The 21,900-nt window shown below is 69.8% G+C and carries 18 protein-coding genes; 11 read left to right on the top strand and 7 right to left on the bottom strand.

Going from position 1 to position 21,900, the window contains the following annotated elements; all coding sequences use genetic code 11:
* The first annotated feature begins 332 nt into the window (after positions 1–332).
* From ABT115_RS12150 to ABT115_RS12165, 4 genes are all read left to right on the top strand, one after another.
* Complete coding sequence (locus ABT115_RS12150) at positions 333–1,319, top strand: hypothetical protein (protein ID WP_351787332.1); 987 nt, start codon at positions 333–335, stop codon at positions 1,317–1,319.
* Positions 1,320–1,378: 59 nt separating this feature from the next.
* Positions 1,379–3,262: an HSP90 family protein gene (locus ABT115_RS12155; protein WP_351787335.1), complete on the top strand. Its 1,884-nt coding sequence runs from the start codon at positions 1,379–1,381 to the stop codon at positions 3,260–3,262.
* Positions 3,263–3,264: 2 nt separating this feature from the next.
* On the top strand, positions 3,265–6,198 hold the full coding sequence (locus tag ABT115_RS12160; protein ID WP_351787338.1) for a hypothetical protein: 2,934 nt from the start codon (positions 3,265–3,267) through the stop codon (positions 6,196–6,198).
* 205 nt (positions 6,199–6,403) lie between these two features.
* Positions 6,404–6,652 carry a hypothetical protein gene (locus tag ABT115_RS12165; protein WP_351787341.1) on the top strand — a complete coding sequence of 83 codons (249 nt, stop codon included), beginning with the start codon at positions 6,404–6,406 and terminating at the stop codon, positions 6,650–6,652.
* Positions 6,653–6,836: 184 nt separating this feature from the next.
* Here the strand turns inward: ABT115_RS12165 and ABT115_RS12170 are convergent, their stop codons facing one another.
* From ABT115_RS12170 to ABT115_RS12185, 4 genes are all read right to left on the bottom strand, one after another.
* Positions 6,837–7,892 carry a type III polyketide synthase gene (locus ABT115_RS12170; RefSeq protein ID WP_351787344.1) on the bottom strand — a complete coding sequence of 352 codons (1,056 nt, stop codon included), beginning with the start codon at positions 7,890–7,892 and terminating at the stop codon, positions 6,837–6,839.
* Between the two features lie 419 nt (positions 7,893–8,311).
* Positions 8,312–9,517, bottom strand: a complete 1,206-nt coding sequence (locus ABT115_RS12175) for a cytochrome P450 (RefSeq protein WP_351787346.1) — start codon at positions 9,515–9,517, stop codon at positions 8,312–8,314.
* A gap of 232 nt (positions 9,518–9,749) precedes the next feature.
* The gene (locus tag ABT115_RS12180) at positions 9,750–10,757 is read right to left on the bottom strand and encodes a DUF1259 domain-containing protein (protein WP_351787348.1); all 1,008 of its coding nucleotides are present in this window, start codon (positions 10,755–10,757) and stop codon (positions 9,750–9,752) included.
* Between the two features lie 70 nt (positions 10,758–10,827).
* Positions 10,828–11,040: a hypothetical protein gene (locus tag ABT115_RS12185; RefSeq protein ID WP_351787351.1), complete on the bottom strand. Its 213-nt coding sequence runs from the start codon at positions 11,038–11,040 to the stop codon at positions 10,828–10,830.
* 150 nt (positions 11,041–11,190) lie between these two features.
* Here ABT115_RS12185 and ABT115_RS12190 point away from each other — a divergent pair, with 150 nt between their 5' ends.
* The 3 genes from ABT115_RS12190 (at position 11,191) to ABT115_RS12200 (ending at position 15,171) form a co-directional block, all read left to right on the top strand.
* On the top strand, positions 11,191–12,381 hold the full coding sequence (locus ABT115_RS12190) for a DUF2786 domain-containing protein (RefSeq protein ID WP_351787354.1): 1,191 nt from the start codon (positions 11,191–11,193) through the stop codon (positions 12,379–12,381).
* A 66-nt stretch (positions 12,382–12,447) separates the two neighbouring features.
* Positions 12,448–14,601 (top strand): FUSC family protein, encoded by a 2,154-nt coding sequence (locus ABT115_RS12195; protein WP_351787357.1) that lies wholly within the window; start codon positions 12,448–12,450, stop codon positions 14,599–14,601.
* 327 nt (positions 14,602–14,928) lie between these two features.
* Entirely contained in the window at positions 14,929–15,171 is a 243-nt protein-coding gene (locus ABT115_RS12200) for a DUF397 domain-containing protein (protein ID WP_037690973.1), read from the top strand.
* A gap of 70 nt (positions 15,172–15,241) precedes the next feature.
* Here the strand turns inward: ABT115_RS12200 and ABT115_RS12205 are convergent, their stop codons facing one another.
* Positions 15,242–15,733 (bottom strand): ATP-binding protein, encoded by a 492-nt coding sequence (locus ABT115_RS12205; RefSeq protein WP_351787360.1) that lies wholly within the window; start codon positions 15,731–15,733, stop codon positions 15,242–15,244.
* A gap of 344 nt (positions 15,734–16,077) precedes the next feature.
* Here ABT115_RS12205 and ABT115_RS12210 point away from each other — a divergent pair, with 344 nt between their 5' ends.
* The 4 genes from ABT115_RS12210 to ABT115_RS12225 all read left to right on the top strand — a co-directional run bounded on the left by ABT115_RS12210 (position 16,078) and on the right by ABT115_RS12225 (position 19,757).
* Positions 16,078–16,941, top strand: coding sequence for a Sco1979 family transcriptional regulator (locus tag ABT115_RS12210; protein ID WP_351787363.1), 864 nt, complete (start codon positions 16,078–16,080; stop codon positions 16,939–16,941).
* A 54-nt stretch (positions 16,942–16,995) separates the two neighbouring features.
* Positions 16,996–18,453 (top strand): aldehyde dehydrogenase family protein, encoded by a 1,458-nt coding sequence (locus ABT115_RS12215; RefSeq protein ID WP_351787366.1) that lies wholly within the window; start codon positions 16,996–16,998, stop codon positions 18,451–18,453.
* A 92-nt stretch (positions 18,454–18,545) separates the two neighbouring features.
* Positions 18,546–19,097: a DinB family protein gene (locus tag ABT115_RS12220; RefSeq protein WP_351787369.1), complete on the top strand. Its 552-nt coding sequence runs from the start codon at positions 18,546–18,548 to the stop codon at positions 19,095–19,097.
* Between the two features lie 18 nt (positions 19,098–19,115).
* Positions 19,116–19,757 (top strand): PadR family transcriptional regulator, encoded by a 642-nt coding sequence (locus ABT115_RS12225; RefSeq protein ID WP_351787372.1) that lies wholly within the window; start codon positions 19,116–19,118, stop codon positions 19,755–19,757.
* A 3-nt stretch (positions 19,758–19,760) separates the two neighbouring features.
* Here ABT115_RS12225 and gad read toward each other — a convergent pair whose 3' ends face one another.
* Together gad and wrbA are read right to left on the bottom strand one after the other, a co-directional pair.
* Positions 19,761–21,185 (bottom strand): glutamate decarboxylase, encoded by a 1,425-nt coding sequence (gene gad, locus ABT115_RS12230; protein ID WP_351787374.1) that lies wholly within the window; start codon positions 21,183–21,185, stop codon positions 19,761–19,763.
* A gap of 69 nt (positions 21,186–21,254) precedes the next feature.
* A complete protein-coding gene (gene wrbA / locus ABT115_RS12235; protein WP_351787375.1) occupies positions 21,255–21,878 on the bottom strand; it encodes an NAD(P)H:quinone oxidoreductase in 624 nt (207 codons plus the stop codon).
* Positions 21,879–21,900: the final 22 nt, after the last annotated feature.

Below are 21,900 nucleotides of genomic sequence, written 5' to 3' on the forward strand. Positions count from 1 at the left end.
ACGCGGTGCTGCCCAGGTGGCAGGGGCCGTTGCATGATCGTCGCGACGAGGTCCTGAAGGAGTTCCTGATTACCGGGGGCGTCCACTGGCTCGTCGAGCACAAGATCATCGACGCCGATCGCGGTTCGATGGGCGCGCAACCCGGTGGCCACGACAATGACCCGGATGATCAGGCGGAGACCGCGTTGGAAGTACGACGACCTCGAGATCGTCACCGGGATCTACCTCGTCACCGGATTCGTGAAGCACTCGTGAACGCCCTGTGGGAGCGATGTCGGTGGGGCAGCTTATGCTGCACCGGACGATCATGCGGGACCAGGGGAGGGCGCGGTATGTTCGGCAAGCTGTTCGGCGGGCGTGGGGAGAGACCGGCGGCGGATCCGCACGCCCTGCCTGTTCCGCGCAGGCAGAAAAACGGGATGTACACGCTGCGCGCGCTCGGGGATCAGCGGGTGCTCGCGCTGGTGGAGGCGGCCGACGCGGGTGACTGGGAGGCGGTCAAGGCGGCGCTGGCCCCCTTCGATCTTGGTCGCGACCACCAAGTTCTTGGTCAGCTGGCCGACTTGGACGGTGTGCAGGACTGGATAGGCCGGGCCGTCGAGGAGGACAAGGAGCACCGGGCGACGGCCCTGCTGATATCCGGGGCGCGCTACATCAATTGGGGCTGGGAGGCGCGTACTGCCGCGCGCGCCGTGAACGTCACGCAGGAGCAGTGGCGGGTCTTCCACGAGCGGCTCGACATCGCCGAGGAGCAGCTGTTCGAGGCTGCCGAGTTGCGGCCGGAGTGGGTCACGCCCTGGTGCCGCCTCCTCACCTCCGGCCGCGGCATGTCGCTGGGCCCTGCCATCAACGAGACCCGGTTTGATGCCGCCCTGCGCCGCGAACCGTTGGACCTGGCGCCCCACCTCGAATGGCTGTCGCAGTTGCAGCCCCGTTGGGGCGGCGATCCGGGCCAGGCCATGGCGTTCGCCCGCGACGCGCTCGCCCGTGCCCCGCAGGGGCACCGGCTCGGCTGCGTGATCGCCATGGCGCACATCGAGGACTGGGTCGAGTCGGACCATGCGGACTGCCTCAAAACTCCCGAGATCCAGGCAGAGTTGCGGGACGCGGCCGACCACAGCATCCTCCACCCCGCTTATGCGTCGCGTCCGGGATGGCAGCACGACTTCAACATGTTCGCCATGGCGCTGTCGCTGGCTGGTGAGCGCCACACGGTCCGGCGCGTCTTCCAGGCGCTCGACGGCGCCTACACCCGCTGGCCCTGGGCCTATTTCGCGGAGCCCGAGAAACAGTTCGCCCGCCGCCACCGCCGCGTCTGAGCGCACGCCGATCCCGGTCCCTCCCGCCACCTGCCGCCCCTCCCAGTTCGGACTGCCCGATGACTTTGCCCGACACCACAGCGACCCCGGCCGGCGACGATCGCACCTTCCAGGTGGATCTGCGCGGCCTCGTCGATCTCCTTTCCCACCACCTCTACTCCAGCCCTCGCGTCTACCTGCGCGAACTCCTGCAGAACGCGGTGGACGCGCTGACCGCCCGGCACGGCCTCGAACCGGACGCCCCCGCCGACGCCTTCGGCATCCGCCTGTACGCCGACGGTTCGGTAGTAAGCGTCGAGGACGACGGCGTCGGTCTCACCGAGGCCGACGTGCACACCTTCCTCGCCACGATCGGCCGTAGCAGCAAGCGTGCCGTGGGGGTCCCCTCGGCCGAGCTCGTTCGAGGCTGGGGGAGGATCGACGAGCAACGTGCCGACTTCATAGGCCAGTTCGGAATCGGCCTGCTTTCCTGCTTTCTGGTCGCGGACGAGATCCACGTCCTGAGCCGCTCCGCCCGCACCCCCGACGCGCCCGCCGTGGAGTGGCGGGGACGCGGCGACGGCAGCTACACCGTCCGCACCCTGCCCGCATCCGCCCGCCCCCGGCCCGGTACCACCGTCACGCTGACGCCCCGCGCCGACACGGGCGAGTGGACCCGGCCGGTGCAGGTGCACACGCTGGCCCGGCACTTCGGCTCCCTGCTGCGCCACCCGGTGACCTTTGACGACGGCACGGGAGGCACGGGCGCATCCATCAACCCTGAGCCCGCACCCTGGGCACGTACGTACCCCACCCCGGGAGCCCGTTCCCGCGCGCTGGCCGCGTACGGCGAGGAGGTTTTCGGGTTCGCGCCGCTGGACGCCATCGAGCTGGACCTGCCGGCCGTAGGCCTGAAGGGCATCGCGTGCGTGCTGCCCGAGGCGGTGCCGGCCGGGCGCCGCCACGGCCACCGCGTGCACGTCAAGGGCATGCTGCTGTCCGAGCAGGCCGCGGAAATCCTGCCCGAGTGGGCGTTCTTCGTCCGCTGCGTCGTCGACGCCGAGAGCCTGCGGCCGACGGCGTCCCGCGAAGCCCTGTACGAGGACGACACACTCGCCGCCGTTCGCGACGCCCTCGCCGAGCGGCTGCGCGCGTGGATTGCCCGGGCCGCCGCCAGCGACCCGGACCTGCTCGCCCGCTTCCTCCAGGCCCACCACCTGGCCGTGAAGTCGCTCGCGGTGCACGACGACGAGATCCTGCGGATGCTGCTGCCCTGGCTGCCGTTCGAGACCACCGACGGGCACACCACCCTCGACGAGTTCGCGCGCACCCACCGCACCGTGCTCGTGACGTCGAGCGTGGAGGAGTTCCGGCAGGTCGCGGCGATCGCCTCGGCCGCCGGGCTCGGCGTCGTCAACGGCGGCTACACATACGACCGTGAACTGGTCCACCGGCTGCCCGAGATCAGGTCCGAGGTCAGCGTCGCCGACCTCGACCCGGCGACTCTCACCGCCCACCTCGACCCCGTCGACCGTGAGACGGAACTGGCCGCCGTGGCCTACCTCGCCCTGGCCCGCGACGCCCTCGCTTTCTTCGACTGCGACGTCGCGCTGCGCACCTTCCAGCCCGCCTCCGCCCCCGCCCTTCTCGTCGACAGCCGCGAGGCCCGGCACGAGCGCACTCGCTCCCAGCTCGCCCGTGAGCAGGAGGGCGGCGTGTGGGGTGACATCCTCGGCGCCCTGCGCCAGGAGGCCCCGCGGGCCCAACTGATCCTCAACCAGCTCAACCCGCTGGTCCGCGCCGCCGTTGCCATCGACGAGCCCGAGCTGGCCCGCACCAGCGTCGAAGCCCTCTACGGGCAGGCCGCGCTGCTGTCCCGGCGCCCGCTCCGGCCTGCCGAATCGAGCGTCATCAACCGCTCCTTCCTCGACCTTCTCGCCCACGCCCTGCGCAAGGACAGCTGACGATGCCGACCGCACCCCAGACCACCGACGAGCTGTACCAGGCGCTCCAGGAGAACGACCGGCGCCCCTACGGCCGCACCCGCACCGTCACCGCCGAGGAACTTGTGGACGCCGCCGAGCAGTTCGCGCAGCCCGTCCCGCTCGTCGACGCGCTCCTCGAACTCCAGGAGGCGTACACCTACGGCTCCGAGCCCCGGAAGTCGCCTGTCGTCTTCGCCCGCCTGCTCACCTTGTTCGACGAGCAGCCCGACGTCTTCGACGAGCACCGGCGCCACATGCTGTTCTGGCGGTTCAAGTGGGTGGCCAACGCCCTGCGCGCGCTGCCCGAGATGCCGCTGGCCAGCCTGCGCCAGTGGCTGACGGAGATGCGCGACCGGTACGAGAAGGCCGGCCTGGGCCTCCAGCCCTACTACGGACAGGCGTACCAGCTCGCCGCCCACGTCGGCGAGGACACCACCCTCGCCTACGAGTTGTGGGCGGGCCGCCCCCGGACCCGGCTCAGCGACTGCGAGGCCTGCGAGATCTGCGAGCTCGCCCTGTACCACCTCGCGGCGGGCGACGACGAGCGGGCGCTGGGCGCCTGGGAGCCCGTCCTGGCCGGGAAGGAATCCTGCCAGGAGGAGCCGGCCCGCTCCGTCTCGTACGCGCTGTTGCCCCTGCTGCGCACCGGCCGCATCGACCGGGCCCGCGAACTGCACCTCGCCGGTTACCGCGGCTGCCGCCGCAACCCCTCGATGTCCGGAGAGGTCGGCCGGCACCTGGAGTTCTGCGCGCTGACCGGCAACGAGGCACGCGGCCTGGAACTGCTCGCCGAGAACCGAAACCTGTTCGACGATGTGGAGTCGCCGCTGGACCTGTTCGACTTCCTCACCAGCGTGGAGGTCCTCCTCCAGCGAGTCGAGCTCCTCGGCCATGGCGAGCTGCCCGCCGCCGGATACGCGGGCCGCACCTGGACGGTGGCCGGCCTGCGCGCCGAGGTGCGGGGGCGCGCCGACGACCTCGCCGCCCGCTTCGACACCCGCAACGGAACCACGGCCCACACCGACCGCCGCAGGGCCCGCCTCGACCGTGCCCCGCTCCTGGACGCGCTGGAACTGACCCTGCGCACCCGCAGCCTCGACGACGTGACCCCGGCCGCCCCGGTTGCCGCGCCCGCCCCCCGTACGACCGCTGCTGTCCCGGCCTCGCTGCCCGAACTCATCCGCCAGGCACGGGCGTTGCGTGAGCAGGGTCACCCGGGCGCACAGGCCTGCTGGGCGCAGCTGCGCACGCTTGTCGCCGCCCGCGACTACACCCACCCCGACGACCCGTCCGTGGGCCCGCTCATACAGCTGCGCGCGGACCTGCTGACCGACGAGGCGAGCCGGGCCGGCGAGAAGGACGAGTTCGCCGTCGCCGTCGCTCTCCACGAGGAGGCGGCGGGCCTGTACGACGACGCCGGAGCGCCGGGTGACGCGGCGCTCGCCCGCGCCTGCGCCCTGCTCGCCGCCGCCGAGATCCCCGCGGAGGGTGCTGACGGAGCCGAGGCGAAGGCCGCCGCGCTGACCGCCGCCCACGCGTCCGTGGTCCGCCTGCACGAGGAGACACCCGGCCTCGCCCCGTACCATGAGGCCCGCCTGCTGCGGCTGCGGGCGACCGCACTCGGCATGCGCCTGCAGGCGTCGAGGAGCGAGGAGCACGTCACGTCGGCCTTTGCCGAAATGGACCTGCTGCACGCGTTCGCCACCCGGCACGACGTCGTGGGGCAGATCTCCGGCGCCCTGCTGCTGCGGGCCAGCACCTACGCCGTCTCCGGCGACCTGCCCGCCGCGGTCACCGAGGTCGACGGCCTCCTCGATCGGCTGAAGGCGCACGGCCCCGCCTGGCACCTGCCCCGCACGCTCGGACTGCGTGGCCGGCTCCAGCTCGGCCTCCAGGACGCACAGGCCGCGCACACGGACCTGGCCGAGGGCCTGCGACTGGCCGCCGACTGGCCGGCCGACGTGGTCGACACCGCCCGCCTCCACGCTGATCTGGCCGAGGCCTGCATGCACCTCGGTCGCCCCGACGAGGCCCTGCGGCACCTGACGCGCTCGGCGGAGCTGGACCTGCGCCGCGGCAGCCGGACGGAGGCGTTCTGCACCTACAGCAACGCGACTCAGCTCTGCCTCGACCTGGGCCGCGTCGAGGACTGCATCGCTTTGCTCGACTCCCTCCTGGCCGAACCGGACGTTGCCGCCGGAGAGCTGGACGACCGGCTTGTCGCCCAGCTTCGTCTGACCCGCGCCCGCGCACTGCACGCGGGGGAGGACCTCAAGGCCGCCGCGGCGGAGTTCGTCGCCCTCGCGGCCGAGTCGGCAGGCTGGGACGACGACCTGGGAAGCCACGCCATGATCGCCGCGGAGACGGCCGTACTTCTTGGCGAGTCCGGCGAGTTCGGCCGGGCTCGTGAGGCCGCGGACCAGGCACTCGCCGCCCACGCCAGGGCCCCGCGCTATGAGCAGCTCAGCAACTGCCTGCGCGAAGTCGCCCGCCTTCAGGCCCAGCAGCAGGGCCCCGACGGCCTGGCCGATGCCCTCGCCTTCCTCGCCGACGCCGGCCGGATCGCCGACGAGGCCCGCGCTGCTGAGTACGAGGCCCGCGGCCGCTCCCTGGACACCGCCCTGGCCTACGAACACGGGCGGGTCAATGCCTACGCCGGTGCGTACGAGGACGCCCTGGCCGCCCTGGAGAAGGCCCTCGCCCTGTTCGGCGAGCCGGGGCCGGAGGGGGACCGCGCCGACGAGTGGGCTGAGTGCGTCCGTCTCGCGGGTGCCGTGGAGGGTATTTACCTGGAACGCCCCGCCCCCGCCCTCGCCCGCCTCGACGCGGCGGTCACCCGTTTGACCGCCCTGGGCCACACCGAGGAGATCGAGCCGCTGACCTCCTTGGCGGTCCGGCTGCGCGACGACGTGTGACGCGGCGGGCGCGGCGTGCCCCGGGGTTTTTCTCGCGGGTGCGCGCCGCGCTCGGCCCGGGCCGGAACGTTTCCCGGACCTTTCCGCATCCGGGCGGTCAGGTCCGCTGCCCGGGCGGGCGCCGGTCTGCGGAGTAGCCTGGATATGTACGGCTCCCGGTGAGCCGCCTTATGTCGGCCTGCGCATCGAAGGGGGCCGGTACCGCATGGAGACCCTGGTCACCGTCGTGGTCGTCCTCGCGATGATTGCGATCGCAGCGTTCGTCATTCATCTGCTCAATGCCCGGCACCGGCATCAGCATCTGCGTCCCGCGCACTACGACCACGGGCTGGCCGGGTTCGGGGAGGGATCGCGCGCGCGACCTGCTCCGGGACCTGCGCCGGGGCCGCATACGGGTGAACAGCGGGAAAGCGGAGAGCCCGGAGGGCCGACTACGCCAGGCTCCGGTGGGTGATCCGCAGGTGGCGGGCTACTTCGCGTCCGAGTAGCGCTCCGGCGGGGGCGGCGGAGCGCCAGACCCAGCGCGTGTGACGTCCGGGCAGCGGGAGGCCGGTGCGGCCGGTGCGGGGTGAGCCGCCGTTGCGCGGCCCCTTCCCGAAGCCGGTGGCTCCGGCCCCCGCCCCCCGGTCCTGGCGGCGTCAATTGGAGTCCGTCGTCCAGGAGCCCAGGGAGATCTCGGCGGTGATGCCGGGGCCGAAGCCGGCCATCAGGCCGCGGTGGCCGTCAAGCGCCGAAGCCTCGTCGAACATGCGGCCAAGGGCGTCGAGCACCACCGCGCTGGCAATGTTGCCGTACTCCGTGAGCGTGGCGCGGCTGAAGCGGAACGCTTCCGGCGGCACGTCGAGGAAGAGGCTCAGGTCGTCCAGGATGCGCGGGCCGCCCGCGTGGATGATGTAGAAGTCCAACTTGCCGGCATTCCACTGGTGCTCCTCCGCGACGGCGTTCAGGGCCGGGGCGAGGGGCTCCATGGTTCCGGGCACACGCTTGTCGAGCTGGAAGTGGAATCCGGTGGACCGGACCGCGTAGGAGATCCAGTCCTCGGTGTCCGGAATGATGTACGAGCCGTTGCGCTCCAGGCGGACTCCGGTGCCACCGTTGCCGCGGACCACGACGGCGGCAATGCCGTCGCCGAACAGGCCGTTGGACAGCAGCGAACCGACACCCAGATCGGTGGGCTGGTAGCACAGCGAGCAGAACTCGCAGGCGACGATCAGCGCATTGGCGTCGGGGTACGCCGTGCAGAAGTCATGGGCCCGGTTGATGGCTGCGCCGCCCGCGGCACAGCCGAGTTGGGCGATAGGCAGCTGCCGTGTCTCCGGGCGGAAGTCCATCTTGTCGATGAGCCACGCCGTCGGCGGAGGCATCATGAAGCCGGTGCAGGAGACGTAGATGATCAAGTCGATCTGCCGCGGCTCCAGTCCGGCCTGGTCGAGTGCCCTGCGTACCACTGCCGGCACCCGGGCCTTGGTCTGTTGCTCGTAGGTGATACTGCGGGCGTCGAAACCCGGGTGCTGCAGCACCTTCTCGATCGGTTGGATCAGGTGCCGTTTCCGCACACCGGTGTGTTCGATCAGACGAAGGACCAGGTCGAGCTGCGGATGGTCGCCGTGCAACCGTTGAGCCAGCTCCAGGGTTTCCTCGTTGGTGATGATGTACTCGGGAACCTCGATTGCCGGCTTGCAGAGAACCGCCATGGAACTCCTCCTAGCGGACTTTTGGTCCACACCGCCGGGCCCGGAACAACGGGGCATCAGCCGACGCGGGAGTGGTCACCGCGGCTCCGCGCGGTGCCGCGCGAAACAGAGCTTTGGTGGATCCTGCGCCGGGTTCGTTACCCCTGCGTACGGGTGCGGACGGGCCGACCGTCGAAGACTGAGTTCTAGCCGTTTGTGGGCGGATACTGATCCGCCACGGCTTGGGTGGGTGGCCGTCGGGATTACGCTACGGCAGGCGGATCAGAGCCGCATGTCGAGCCGACGCCGCGTGCAGCGGGGCGTAGCGAGACGCCCGGCGCCCCGGGATTGTTCCGGGCTGCCGGGCGCCCTGGTGCGATGCGTTCTCAATGACCGTCACTGGCCGTGTACAGCATCCCAGTGTGTTGCCGGACCCCCTGTCACCAGGTGACAGGCAGTTCGAGGGGATAGCGCCAGATCGATGTCTTGTTCCAGCGCACCTCCTCGGCCTGTGTCGCCAGCTTCAGGGCCGGGAAGCGTTCCAGCAGGGTCCCGATGGCGACCTGGAGTTCGGTGGTGGCGAGTGGGAAGCCGAGACAGTGATGTCCGCCCCAGCCGAAGGTCATGTGGGCCGGGCCGTTGCGCTCCAGATCCAGTTCGTCGGGGCGGTCGAACTTCCGGCCGTCGCGGTTGGCCGTGAGATAGGAGACATGGACGATGTCCCCTGCCCGGATCGCCACTCCGCTCAGTTCCACGTCCTCGGTGGCGACACGAGGGATGCCGACCCCCTTGCGGAAGGGGATGAAGCGCAGCAGCTCGTCGATGGCCTGCGGGAGCATGTCGGGGCGCCCGCGCAGCATGGCGAGTTCGTCGGGCCTGGTGAGCAGCGCGTAGGAGATGTTCCCGATCTCGTACGTGGTGGTGTCCTGGCCGGTGATGAGCAGGACCATGGCCATCACGGTCAGTTCCTGGTCGTTGAGGATCTCGTCCCCGTCGCGCGCCGTGGCCAGCGCGCTGATCAGGTCGTCGCCCGGGTTCGCGCGTCGTTCGGCCGTCAACTTCTGGAAATAGGCGCGCAGATCGGCCTTGGAGCGTACCGCGTTGTCCTTGTTCTCGACGGTGGTGTCCATCATGGTCCGGGCGTGCGCGCGCAGCTGCGCGCGGTCGGCCTCGGGGATGTCGAGGACCTCGCAGATGGTGGTCAGCGGCAGCGGGGCCGCCAGATGCTCGAAGAGGTCGGCGGGGGCGCCGTGCTCCTCCATCCGGTCCAGCAGCTCGTCCACGACGTGCTGGGTACGCACCCGCATGCGTTCCATGTGATGAGGTGCGAAACCCTTCGAGATCAGGCTGCGCAGGCGGCTGCTGCCCGGCGGGTCCATCACGTTGATCGCTTCGTCCTGAACGATCGGCTCAGGGGTCATGCGCGGGAAGTTCCGGCCGATGATGGCGCTCCGGCTGAAGCGCCGGTCGGTGGTCACCGTGCGCACGTCGTCGTAGCCGGTGACGAGCCATGCCTCGCCGTTGCCGTGCGGCAGCCGGATGCGGGAGACGGGTTCTTCGGTCATCAAGTGCCTGAGCACCGGGTCAAATTCGAGGGCCTCGGCATAGTCGAACGGGCAGTACCGTGCGCCGGCGGCTGGTTCCATGCGGAGCTCCAGAGGGGGGATCTGACGGGTGTTTCGAGGAATCTGCGGGCTGGACAGGACATGGGTGCCCGGTCACCCGCGCAGGCACGCGCCGCTTTGGTCCGATTGGTCTATATGTAGAACGGATTCGACAGCCGGGGTCGCTGGACCGGCGCAATCGGCCCAGCGACCCCGGTCGGCCGGTACGGCGGGCTCGGCGCATTCGCCGGGACCGGAGTGAACGGCCGGCCTCTCAGAGGCTGTCGGGTGGTGCGACATTGGTGGCGTCCACCGCGGGGCGCACCGCCCGGGCGAGCTCGACGCCGTCGCCCACGGCCCAGAAGTGGACGAAGAACAGGCGGGGGTCCTCCGCCAGGTGATGGTTGTGCAGCTCGACGAGCTTGATCCCGCCGCGCCGCAATGCCTTCAGCACGTTCTGGACCTCATCGGCGCGCATGGCGCAGTCACCGCTGAGCGCGGCCCGGCCGCCGCCCAACGGCTGGAAGTTGAACGCACTGGTCGATCCCAGGCCGAGGGGCAGGATCAGATGGCCGTCCGCAATGGTCTCGCGGCGGGCAAAGATGATCTTGTAGATCCCGTCCTCGGTGGAACCCTTGGCGCCCAGCGCCGCCTCCATCCCGGCGGTGTCCAGATCGACCGGAGCCGGCGGGCCGGGCGGGAGAGCGGGCGGGGTCCCGGTGCGGTCGAATCCGGCGCGTAGGCCGCGGGCCAGGGCCACCGCGTCGTGGCCGTGCGCGTGGACGTGGGTCCACCAGATTTCGGGGGTCTGGGCGAGCAGGTGCTTGTGGAGCGCGGTCTGCTCGATTCCGTGCGCCTGCCAGGCGTCGGTCACCCACTGCAGTTCGTTCTCAGTGACCACCACATCGCCCATCAGCATCGTGCTGCCGTCGGCGTAACGGACGAAGGCCACATGCGCACCCAGCGCGAGCCCCGGTGTGACGATGACGCCGTCCGAGATCACGTTAAGGTCCCGCCGGGGAAAGGCCGTGTGGTAGGTCGTTCCGCGCAGCACGCTGCCGGTGCGGCCCAGCGCTCTCGCCACGCCCGCCCAGTCCGCCAGGACGGTCTGCACCGGCTTGACCCGCCTGCCGTGCCCCGGCCCGGTCGTCCCGGTGGGTACGGCGCGAGCGGCGGCCGGCCCGGTGGCGGTCAGCATCGGCGCGAGTGCGGCTGCGGCCAGTACGCGTCGCCGCGATGTGATCGCCCGTGTATTCGTGTCCTGCTGTCGGTCTCCAGTCATCACTTATTCGCCTCCATGGCGAGATGAAACCACGTGAAATGCGGGTGAAAGGTAGAAAACAGACGCATTGTCAGTGGGTGGGGCTGGATGGACTAAGCGCGCTGTCCGACCCGGTCCCGTACACCCCGTCCGGACCTTCGACGAGCCGGCGTCGAGCGGCGCCGAGCAGCGCTCTTGACAGCAGCTCCGCCCCGGCAGCGACCACCGCACACACCCCGGCCGCCCCGCCCGTCAGCTGCCACTGCACCGGCACCGCCACCGGTGCGGACGGCGAGGCCGGCATCGGTGGCGCCCGCGTATGCGGCGGATGTATGCGGGGAAGTCATCTCCTCGGTCGAACCGTTTCCGTGCCCCGCGATCACGTCCGGCGGAGCCCGTCCTCGGAGCGGGGCCAGGCGTACCCGGCCGCCCCGCCCTTGCCTACCCTGACCTCATGAAACAGGTGATCGACCAGGCATTCGCGGCAGCGCTCTACTCGGACGGCGATGCCGGTCTCGACACCGGAGCCTCCCTCCTGGCCGCAGATCCGACAGCCGACGCGGAACTGTTCCGACGCGGCGAGGAGTTCGTCCGCCGCGCCTGGGAGCGCGGCTGGCAGCCCGCCGATGTCGTACGTATCGTCCGCCGCGAACTCGGCGAGACCGCGGTCGGCCTCGCCGCCGGGCTGATCGCATCGGAGACCGGACGGTACGAGCGGCTGCCGCCCCGCTGGCGTCCCCAGCTCGACGGGCTCCCCGCCGCGCGGCCCCGGAACCGGCCCGACCGCTTCTCCTACGCCTCCGCCCTCCTCAGCCTCTACCGGCTGCTGCTCAGGATCCCCGCCATCGAACCGGTCGCTCCGCCGCCAGGCACCTCCCCGCGCGGTCCGCACCTGCCGGTCGCGCACGACGAACCCCGGATGCTGACCCGGATCCGCGCCCTGCTCGCCAAGGCGGAGGCGACCGGCTTCCCCGAGGAGGCGGAGGCTCTCACCACCAAGGCGCAGGAGCTGATGGCCCGGCATTCCATCGACGAGGCCCTGCTCGCCGCCCGCGCCTGCAGCAAGGAGGCGCCGGGCGCGTGCCGGATCGGGGTTGATGCCCCTTACGAGACGGCGAAGGCGATCCTGCTCGACGCGATCGCCTCCGCGAACCGCTGTCGAGCGGTATGGAACAGCGACATCGGCTTCTCCACAGTGGTCGGCTTCGAGCCGGACCTGGAGGCCGTGGAACTGCTGTACACCTCCCTGCTGGTCCAGGGCACGGTGGCGATGACGAAGGCGGAGGCGGGCCAGCGGGCCGGAGGACGTAAGCGGACCAAGACGTTCCGGCAGTCCTTCCTGATGGCGTACGCCCAGCGCCTGGGCAGCCGGCTTCTCGCCGACAGCGCCCGCGTCACCGCGGCAGCCGAAGCCGAGACCGAATCCGAAGCCGCAAGGGTGGCGGCACCCCATCTGCTCCCGGTCCTCGCCGCCCGCGACATGGCTGTCACGGACGCCGCCGAGCGGATGTTCCCCGAGACCACGACCACGCGTGTCCGGGGCGCCACGGACCTCGACGGATGGACCCATGGAACGGCCGCCGCGGACCGGGCGAGGATGGGCGGGAACGGGCCGGAGATCCATGGCAGGCGCGGGAAACGGTAGAAGCTCAGAAGCATTATGAATTCCGATAACTCGGGTCTTATCGGATATTACGGTTAGGCTCTGGGCATGAGCTGGCTCCGGGCGCTGAAGGAGACTGCTCGCTCGGGGCTGAGGATCGAGCGGCGGCGTCTCGAACCGCTCATCGCGATCCGCGGCGCGGCCGGTCTCGCCCTCGTCCTCGGGATCGGTCTCGCGCTCTTCGATCCGGTGGTCGCCGCGAGCTCCGCATTCGGTGCGTTCCAGGCGGCCATCGCCACGTTCCAGCGCAGCTGGCGCCCGCGGCCCGTCCTCGCCCTGGTCTCCGGGGCGAGCCTCGCCGTATCGACGTTGCTCGGCTATCTCACCGGCGCCCACATGCCGCTGTTCCTGGCCCTTCTGGTGCTCTGGACGTTCCTCGCGGGCCTGGCCTGGGCGGCGGGGACGACGGGCGGCCTCATCGCGTCGTCCAACGTAGCGATCATGCTGGTGACGGTCACCCTGCCCACCTCCGTCGCGAACTCGTTCGTGCATGCTGCGGTGATCCTGTTCGGCGGTGTGGTGCAGGCCGCGCTGGTCGTCCTGTTCCCGGTACGGAGATGGGGTGCCCAGCGCGATGCCCTCGCCGACGCCCTGGCCGCCGAGGCCGACTACGCCCGCCGGCTGCGTCACGACCCGCTCGCGGGCTTCGACCCGGTGCCGCTGATGACGGCCCGGAACGCAGCCGCAGTCACCCCGCGTCAGGCCCGCCACCGGCCGCCCGAGCTGCGTGGCTCCCGCGGTGTCGCCGAACGGATCCGACCGGTGCTCGCCTCGCTCGCGGACCCGGCGATGGGCGTCCCGTCCGAGGGGCCGGAGCGGGACCGGGTCCGCGAGCTCCTCGCCGCCGCCGGATCCGTGCTCGACTCGGCGGCCCGTGCGATCCGCCACGGCGACCCGGTGAAGCTCTCCCCGTCCGCCGTCGCCGCGCTGAAGACCCCCGACACCGACATCCTCCTCACCGGCCCGCCCCGCCGCGCCGCCGAACGGCTCGGCGCGCTGCTCTCCGATGTCATCGAGACGGCCGAGGGCGAGGGGACGAAGGAGGAGCAGGCCGAGGCCGAGAAAGCCGCCGAGACCATCAAGGCCGCCGGGGAGGAGGTGCCCGCCGCCCCGCACCGCCGCCGCCCCACCCTCCTGCGACTGGTCCCCGTCGTCGTGCGGGCGATGCGAGCCGAACTGCGCCCCGGTTCACCGATCCTGCGGCACGCCGTCCGGGTCTCCGCCGTTGTCGCCGTCGGCTATCTCATCGGCGCCGCGCTGCCGTTCGGTCACGGCTACTGGGCGCCCATGGCGGCCCTCATGGTGATGCGGCCGGAGTTCTCCCAGACGTACGGGCGTGCCGTGGCCCGCTTCGGCGGCACGATCGTCGGTGTCTCGCTCGCCACCGCGATCGTCCGGACCACCAGTCCCGGGGTGGCTTGGTCCGCGATGTTCTCCGTGCTCTGCGCCCTGCTGATGTATCTGCTGATGCGCACCGGGTACGTGGTCGGCCAGGTGTGCATCACCGCGTACGTCGTCTTCCTGCTCGGCATGGCGGGCGAAAACTGGTCGCAGACCGTATTCGAACGGGTCGTCCTCACCCTCGTCGGCGGCCTCCTCGCGATGATCTCGTACGCCGTCTACCCGGCCTGGGAGACCCCGAGGCTTCGCGGCAGGCTCGGCGACTGGCTGAAGGCGGGCGGGCGGTACGCCGCCTCGGTCGTCGACCAGTACGCCGAACCGGCCGAGCGCGGTCACGACGACGTCCGTTCCGCCCTGCTCGACACCCGCGAGGCCCGCGTAGCCTGGCAGGAGGCGCTGGCCACCGCCCAGCACGAACCGGTACGCAGCCGCGGCCTCTCCCGCGCCGCCGCCGCCGAAACCCAGCACGCCCTCGCACAGCTCGGCCGGGTCGCGATGCTGCTGGAGGCCCACTTCCCGTGCGACGACGCCACTCCCGTGCCGGCCGCCGCGCGCCTGGCCGAAGCGCTGCGCCGGGCCACCGAACAGGGCGCGAAGGAGGTGCGGGAGCGGCGCGTACCGGACTGGGCGGAGGTACGTGAGGCGCTGGCGCAGTGGGACGCGCAGCAGCGGACGGGCGAAGCGGAGGCGGACCCGGTCGTACGGAACGGGGCAGGCCTCCTTCTCGAAGCCCTGGAGGAGTTCTCCCGGGGACTGGACGGGACGTCGAAGCCGAACCCTCCCTCGGACCGAGCTGATTGAAGGTCCGCTACAGCGGGCAGCCAAGGGGACGGCAGGTCCGGCAGACCCGACGGGATCGCACGACTTTGTGCATGCGGAATTCCCCCTCGTCGACAAAAGGCCGCGCGAAGTCACCAGCGCGCCCGCCCGCGGGGTGGGTTGCCCGACTTGGCGCAGGCGGAGCCAAACAGGTGCCCCGTACGTCTGTCTCTGTGTACGGACCTGTAATCGCGGGAATACCCCACGTGCACGTGCATCCGCTTATGCATCTGCTCATGCAGGGATATTTGAACAGAGCTATGATCCGGGACAGTTGACACTTGCACCTTGCAACTCGGGGAGCGTCCTGTGCACCACGTGTACAACGGCATGGCGGCCACAGAGCTTCGCGGAGTCGTCTGGCAGAAGAGCAGACACAGCAACTCCCAGGGATCCTGCGTGGAGTTCGCGAAACTGCCCGACGGGGATGTGGCGATGCGGAATTCACGGCACCCGGACGGGCCCGCACTGGTCTATACGCCGGCCGAGATAGAGGCGCTGCTGCTCGGGGTGAAGGACGGGGAGTTCGACCACCTCATAGCGGGCGGCTGACGGCGTCCTGCAGGGCGGTGTCCGGCCACCTGCCGACAGCCCGCGCGGTCGCCGCGCAGGTCACGTGTCGTCAGGACAGCCGGAACAGTGCCCAGACCACCTTGCCGCGCGGTATCGCCGCGGTGTTCGGGTATTCCGCTCCCAGAACGGGGGAGGGGTGCCAGCCCCAGGAGTCGCTGAAGGACTCCACCAGGAAGAGGCCGCGGCCGGACTCCGCCGAGTCGGCAGCCTCGGAGGCCATGGGGCTCTCCTGGCTGGGGTCGCGCACGGCGCACACCAGGCGTGAACTCCAGCGCATCAAGTGCAGCCGTACGGGCGGTTCCTGAGACTCCGGTGCGGTGTCCGCGGGCAGGGCGTGCCGCAGGGCGTTGGTCACGAGTTCGGAGACGACCAGTGCGACGTCGTCGAAGCGCTCGCCCAGTCCCCAACCGTTCAGCGTTGTCCTGGTGAACTTCCGTGCCCCGCCGACGGCTTCGTAGCGGGCAGGCAGGGTGCAGGTAGCCGATCCGGAGGCGGCTGAGGGATCGATGGGGGGAAGCCCCTGCCGTAACGGCTCGAGCATCGTCGATCCATTCGTCCCCATGCGAGGCACTCCCGGGATTCGCGGCTGTATCGGTACTACGGGGGTACGGCGGCACAACACGAACGAGCACGCAGGTGCGCGAGGACCATGGTTCCGAATGCGCAGGGCAGATGCAAGGGCAGATGCACGTGCACGTGCCTGGCCTGTCCGAGCCCATGCCGGTTCTTGGTCATTTCTTCCTGCGTGTATTTTCGTAGCTTTCCGGGAGTCTTCTCATTTCCGTAATCGAACGAGTACGGACTGAAGCGTTTTGGTGGCAGAATCCGGCACTTGGGGTTCTGGGGGGCCCCGGTGTCCAGGAAGCGACAGGGAGGGCCGGATCGGTGGCGGCAGGCGAGTCGAGTGGATCTGTGGTGCGGCGCATCCTGCTGGGCTCGCAGCTCAGGCGGTTGCGCGATTCGCGGGGGATCACCCGCGAGGCGGCCGGCTACTCCATCCGGGCTTCCGAATCGAAGATCAGCCGCATGGAGTTGGGACGTGTGAGCTTCAAGGCCAGGGACGTCGAGGACCTGCTCACGCTCTACGGTGTCACGGACGAGGTGGAGCGCGATGCCCTGCTCGGCTTGGCCCGCGAGGCCAATGTCGCGGGCTGGTGGCACAGTTACGGAGATGTGCTGCCCGGCTGGTTCCAGACGTACATCGGTCTGGAGGGAGCGGCATCTCTCATCCGGGTGTACGAAGTTCAGTTCGTTCACGGTCTGTTGCAGACCGAGTCCTACGCGCACGCGGTCGTCACCCGGGGCATGGGCGACGCCCCGGCCGTCGAGATCGACCGCCGGGTTGCGCTGCGGCTGGAGCGCCAGAAGGCCCTCGTCTCCGAGCGTGCACCCCGTTTCCACGCCGTACTGGACGAGGCGGCGTTGCGCCGGCCGTACGGCGACCGTGAAGTGATGCGCGCACAATTGCGGCATCTGATCGAAATGTCGGAGCAGCCCAACATCACTCTTCAAGTGATGCCCTTCAGTTTTGGCGGGCATGCCGGGGAGAGCGGTTCTTTTACGATGCTCCGGTTCCCGGAATCCGATCTGTCGGACATTGTCTATTTGGAGCAGCTGACAAGTGCGCTCTATCTGGACAAGGCCGAAGAAGTCGCGCAGTACGAAAAGGCCATGGTGCGACTGCACGAGGACAGCCCGGGTCCCGAGGAGAGCCGCGATCTACTCCGTGGTCTTCTCCAACTCACGTGATTCATCAGTACGATGACGGTTCGACAGGAGTCTGCACCTGAGTTAAGGGATCGCATGTCCTTCTTCTACGAGCTGGCCGGCCAGTACATCGACGGTGAGTGGCGGACCGGAACCGGCTCGTGGGACGTCATCGATTTCAATCCCTACAACGGGGAGAAACTCGCCGCGATCACCATCGCGACCGCGCAGGAGGTCGACCTGGCCTACCGCGCCGCCGAGCGCGCCCAGCGGTCCTGGGCCACCACCGGCCCGTACGAGCGCCGCAGCGTCCTGGAAGGCGCCCTGCGTATCACCGAGGAGCTGCACGACGACATCGTCGAGGCGATCGTCGTCGAGCTGGGCGGCACCCGCCTCAAGGCGGAGTACGAGGTGCACCTCGCCAAGGAGTTCCTGCGCGACGCGATCCAGCAGGCACTGCGCCCCCGGTGCCGCATCCTGCCCTCCCCGGTGGATGGCAAGGAGAACCGCCTCTACCGGCAGCCTGTCGGTGTCGTAGGGGTGATCAGCCGCTTCAACTTCCCCTTCCTGGCGGCGATGAAGTCCGTCGCACCAGCTCTCGCGCTCGGCAACGCGGTCGTCATCAAGCCCAATCAGAACGCCCCGGTCGTCGGCGGCGGGCTGATCGCCAAGATCTTCGAGGACGCCGGGCTGCCCGCCGGACTGCTCAATGTGCTGATCACCGATGTCGCCGAAATAGGGGACGCGTTCATCGAGCACCCCGTACCCAAAGTGATTTCCTTCGCCGGCACGGACCGGGTCGGCCGCCACGTCGGCGCGACCGCGGCCGGACACTTCAAGCGGACGATCCTCGAACTCAGTGGCAACAGCGCCCTGGTGGTGCTGGAGGACGCGGACATCGACTACGCGGTCGACGCGGCCGTCTTCAGCCGCTTCGTGTATCAGGGGCAGGTCTGCATGGCCGCCAACCGCATCCTGGTGGACCGCCACGTCGAGCGGGAGTTCACCGAGAAGTTCACCGCCAGGGTGGCTGCGCTGAGGACCGGCGACCCGCGCGACCCGGAGACCCGGATCGGCCCGGTCATCAACACCTTCCAGGCCGAGGCCCTTACCGCCCTGGTCGACCAGGCACTCGCCGAGGGGGCCACCGCGCTCGTACGGGGCCGGACCCGCGGCAATCTCGTCGAACCGACCGTGCTCACCGGGCTTCCCGAGGACTCCCCGCTGCTGTCCCAGGAGATATTCGGCCCGGTTGTGCTGCTGGTGACGGTCGACGGCGAGGACGATGCCGTACGGATCGCCAACGACACCCCGTACGGGCTGAGCGGCGCGGTGCACACCCGTAGCACCGAACGCGGGGTGCGGTTCGCGCAGCGAGTCGTCAGCGGGATGTTCCACGTCAACGACTCCACCGTCCAGGACGATCCGCTGGTGGCCTTCGGAGGCGAGAAGTCCTCCGGTATCGGCCGGCTGAACGGCGAGGCGACCGTGGACGCCTTCACCACCCAGAAGTGGATGTCCATCCAGCACGACCGGACGGCATTCCCTTTCTGACACCGATGGGTTGAGGACAGAAGTCGACCGCAAGGATCCGTAGCTCGGTCGGTGTCAGGAAGAAACTGGCACGGATACCAAAGGCGGACATCATGGTCACTCACGTTCCCGCAGAAGCGTTCGGCGACGAGCGCGGCGCGATCCTCTCCTTCGTCGAGGCGCAGCGCGGCGCGATCCGGCGCTCCCTCATCGGTCTGACCGAGGAGCAGGCGGCGAGTCGGCCCAGCGCGAGCGAGCTCTCCCTGTCCGGGCTGCTCAAGCACGCGGCGGAGGCCGAGCTCAACTGGCTGCGGATGGCCCAGCAGCGGCCGAGCGAGACATCACGCACCGAGGAGACCTGGGCGGACAGCTTCCGGCTCGTCGGCGACGAGAGCGTGGAAGGGATGCTGGAGTTCTGGGACGGCGTCGCGGCCGAGGTGGAGAAGTTCATCCACTCCGTGCCCAGCATGGACGACACCTTCCCGCTGCCCGACAGGCCCTGGTTCCCCAAGGAGGGCCGGGTCTCGATGCGCTGGATGCTGCTCCACCTCGTCGAGGAGCACGCCCGGCACGCCGGGCATGCCGACATCATCCGGGAGTCCCTGGACGGCCGCACCGCGTTGGAGCTGGTCGCCGAGGCGGGGGGATACTCTGGTCAAAGTTGAATAGAAAGGCTGCGTGACATGTCCGCGATCCGGCTGCTGGTCCTCTGCGCTGTGCGTCAGCACGGCCGGGCGCACGGCTATCAGGTCCGCAACGACCTGGAGTACTGGGGTGCGCACGAGTGGTCCAACGCCAAGCCCGGGTCGGTCTACCACGCACTGAAGCAGATGGCGAAGCAGGGGCTGCTGGTCGCCCACGAGACCGCCCCGAGTACGGCGGGCGGCCCGCCCCGTACCGAGTACGAGATCACCGAGAAGGGCAACGAGGAGTACCTCACGCTGCTGCGCGCGGCGCTGACCTCGTTCGACCAGAAGCCGGACGTGTTGTCGGCGGGCCTCGGCGGCATCGTCGACCTGGAGCGGTCCGAGGCGATCGCGCTGCTCAAGGAGCGGGTGGCCGGTCTGACGGCCTGGCGGGCATCGGTCACCGAGTACTACACGCCGGAGGCCGGGCCCGAGTCGATCGGCCACATCGGCGAAATCATGAACATGTGGGTCCATTCGGCGGATGCCGGGGCCGAGTGGACGCGCGGGCTGATCGCCCGTATCGAGGGCGGGGCGTACACGTTCGCAGGGGAGGGCGAACCATTCGTCGGTGTGCTCGCCGAGGGGCAGGAGAACCCGTACGCGACGGGTGTCCGTGATCCCGGCGACGACAAGTAGCTCTCAGTGGTGGAAGGACGTCGCCGCCTGCTTGTCGTGGCTCAACGGGTGTGGCTGGCGGCGTAGTTCGGGCACGATCAGCCGGAGGTCCTCGAGCAGCAGCTCGGCAAGGTCCGACGTGAAGCCGTTGCGGCACACCACCCGCAGTACCGACAGATCCTCCCGGTTGGCGGGGAAGGTGTACGCGGGTACCAGCCAGCCGTGCTCACGCAGCCGCCGAGACACGTCGAAGACGTCGTACGCCCGCACATCCGGCGTGGTCGTCAGCGCGAAGACGGGCAACTGGTCGCCCCGGGTAAGGAGCCGGAAGTCCCCGAGCTTCTCGATCCGCTCCGCGAGCCCGACGGCGACGTCCCGGGACGCCTGCTGAACGGCCCGGTAGCCCTCCCGGCCCAGCCGCAGGAAGGTGTAGTACTGCGCCACCACCTGTGCGCCGGGCCGGGAGAAGTTCAGCGCGAAGGTCGGCATGTCGCCGCCCAGGTAGTTGACCCGGAAGACCAGTTCCTCGGGCAGTTCGGCGGGCGAGCGCCACAGTGCCCAGCCGACGCCCGGGTAGACCAGGCCGTATTTGTGCCCCGAGGTGTTGATGGAGGAGACCCGAGGTAGCCGGAAGTCCCACACCAGGTCCTCGTCCAGGAACGGCGCCACCATCGCACCGGATGCCCCGTCCACATGGACGGGGATATCGAGGCCGGTGCGCTCCTGAAGGGCGTCCAGGGCCGCGCAGAGCTCCGCGACCGGCTCGTACGAACCGTCAAAGGTGGAGCCGAGGATGCCGACGACGCCGATGGTGTTCTCGTCGCAGAGGTCTGCCGCGGCCTGCGGGTCGATGTGGAAGCGGTCGCCCTCCATCGGGACCAGGCGCGGCTCGACCTCCCAGAAGTTGCAGAATTTGTCCCAGCAGACCTGCACATTGATGCCCATGACCAGGTTCGGCCGGGCGGTCGCCGGGTAGCGGTCGGTGTTCCTGGCCGCCCAACGGCGTTTCAGCGCCAGGCCGGCGAGCATGCAGGCCTCGCTGGAGCCCGTGGTCGAACAGCCGACGGCTGCCGAGGGGTCGGGGGCGTTCCAGAGATCGGCGAGCATCGCCACGCAGCGCCGTTCCAGCTCGGCGGTGCGCGGATACTCGTCCTTGTCGATCATGTTCTTGTCGCCGCACTCGCCCATCAGCACCCCGGCCTGGGGTTCCATCCAGGTGGTGACGAAGGTGGCGAGGTTGAGCCGCGCATTGCCGTCGAGCATCAGCTCGTCATGGACCAGGCCGTACGCGGTCGAGGGCGGCATCGGCCCGTCGGGCAGCCGGTGTCGGGGAGGTGCGAACTCCATCCCGGCTGTCGGGTCGGCCTCCCCGAAGAACGGGTTCAGGGCGAGCCTGCGGCGTTCCTTCGACGGTTCCGTGCCGTGGGGTGAACCTTTGTGGAGAGGCATCGGCGAACAGCCCTTCTCGGCTCTCGGCGGTCATCGTGACCCGCGACGGTCCTGTCGGTGGGCGGTGGTTCAGCTCTCGGCGGCGAGGCCGTCCTTGATGGCCCGGGTGAACTTCACGACCCGTTCGGCCTGGACCCGGGCGGCGGTCAGGGTCTGCACGCCGACCGGGATGTCGCCCTGCCCCGCGACGTGCGAGGTGCCGTACGGATTGCCGTCGACGAACTTCGACGGGTCCGTGTAGCCGGGGGCGACGAGGATGCCGCCGAAGTGGTGGACCGTGTGGTACAGCGCGAGCAGCGTGGACTCCTGACCACCGTGCGCGGTGCTGGTGGAAGTGAAGCCGCTGTAGACCTTGTCGGCGAGACGGCCCGCCTGCCAGAGGCCGCCGAGGGTGTCGATGAACTGCTTGAGCTGGGCGGCGACATTGCCGAACCGGGTCGGCGTACCGAAGATCACGGCGTCCGCCCAGATCATGTCGTCCTTCGACGCCTCGGCGATGTCCGCTGTCGCCTTCGCGTTGGCTGCCCAGGCCGGATGGGCGTCGATGGCCGCCTGCGGGGCGAGCTCACCGGCCTTGCGCAGCCGCACCTGCGCACCGGCCTTCTCGGCGTCCTGCGCGATGGCCTTGGCCATCGTGGCGACGGTGCCGGTCGAGGAGTAGTAGATGACGGCGACGTTGACGGACGTGGGCATCGCGGAAACCTCCGGCAGAGCC

It is taken from the genome of Streptomyces sp. NPDC001832, assembly GCF_040297265.1.
In the GTDB taxonomy this organism is placed as follows: Bacteria; Actinomycetota; Actinomycetes; order Streptomycetales; family Streptomycetaceae; genus Streptomyces.